Below are 1,667 nucleotides of genomic sequence, written 5' to 3' on the forward strand. Positions count from 1 at the left end.
CCGTTGCAAAAAAACAAACATTATAGCAATGGCTAAGATAGTATTTAAAGAGTTAACATCCAACCAAAATGTACTTTTTCCGGTTAGTTTATCGGAAAAGATAGCTCCCAATCATCCCGTTCGTGTTGTAAACAGTGTTGTAGACGCCTTGGATATTGGCTGTCTGCTCCGGGCATATAAAGGAGGCGGCACCAGCAGCTACCATCCCCGTATGATGCTCAAAGTTCTGTTTTATGCCTACCTGAACAATATCTATTCCTGTCGCAAAATAGAAAAAGCCTTGCAGGAAAATATTTACTTCATGTGGTTGTCCGGTAATAGTACTCCCGATTTCCGCACGATCAATGATTTCCGTGGCAAACGTTTAAAAGAACATATAAAATCGTTGTTTTCAGCCATTGTTCTACTGCTACAGGAATCCGGCTATGTCAGTTTGGATGTACAGTATATCGATGGCACCAAAGTGGAATCGGCATCCAACCGCTACACTTTTGTCTGGCGTGGCAGTGTGGAAAAGAACAAGGCAAAACTGGAGTCGAAAATACAGTCAATCCTTAGTGAGGTAGACAAACATATCGAACAGGATAAACAGGAAAGGACACCGGATACTTTACCGGATATGGACTCCTGTGGTTTGCGGGAAAAAGTGAGCGCTCTAAACAAACGGCTCTCGGGGATGAACAAAGCCGAGCAGAAACAAATCAAAAAGCTACAGGAAGAATATCTGCCCCGCCTTGCCAAATACGAATCACAATTAGATAAATTAGAGGATCGTAATTCTTTCAGTAAGACAGATGAGGATGCAACCTTCATGCGCATGAAAGAGGATCATATGAAAAACGGGCAATTGAAACCCGCCTATAACATACAGATTGCTACAGAGAATCAGTTTATTACCAATCTGGGGATTTACAGGCGAGCCGGAGATACAGGAACTTTAATTCCTTTTTTGAAAGATTTTAGAGAGACTTATCATAGGCAGTCCTCTATAGTAGTGGCCGATGCCGGTTACGGAAGCGAACAAAACTATGAGTTTATGGAGAATGCGGGTATAGAGGCTTTTGTCAAGTACAATTATTTCCACAAAGAGCAGAAGCGTGCCTGGAAGAAGGATGCTTTTGCTATACAGAACCTTTACTACAACCGGGAACGGGATTATTACGTATGCCCGATGGGACAACATATGGAATATACAGGTCAAAGGAAAAGTAAGTCCGATATGGGATATGTATCCGTACTGAAGCGTTATCAGGCCCAGAACTGTGAGGGTTGCCCGCTGAAATCTCAATGTCATAAATCAAAGACTAACCGGATCATAGAAGTTAACTATAACCTTAACAGGTACAAACAAGAAGCACGGGAAAAGCTCATGAGTGAGGAAGGTATTTATCACCGGGGCAGACGATGTATAGAACCGGAAGCTGTCTTTGCACAGATAAAGCATAACTCGGCGTGGAACCGATTCAGATTAAGAGGGCTGGAGAAGGTAAAAACAGAGTTTACCCTGGTTGCTATTGCACATAATTTAAGGAAACTGGCTAAAAAAGTCAGTTCTCTTTTATTTTTTACTTATTTCTGTAGGATTACTTCCCGAAGAGAGACAATTGAGAAGACCAAAGATGTTTTAAAAATAAAAATGGATAATAAACGGGCGGCATAACAAAAAA

General features: G+C 41.5%; 1 protein-coding gene. It reads left to right on the forward strand.

The genetic code is table 11. The features are described from left to right. Positions 1–28: 28 nt before the first annotated feature. A complete protein-coding gene (locus tag H8S65_RS20775) occupies positions 29–1,660 on the forward strand; it encodes an IS1182 family transposase (RefSeq protein WP_061412014.1) in 1,632 nt (543 codons plus the stop codon). Positions 1,661–1,667: the final 7 nt, after the last annotated feature.

The organism is Parabacteroides hominis (assembly GCF_014287585.1).
Taxonomy (GTDB): domain Bacteria; phylum Bacteroidota; class Bacteroidia; order Bacteroidales; family Tannerellaceae; genus Parabacteroides; species Parabacteroides hominis.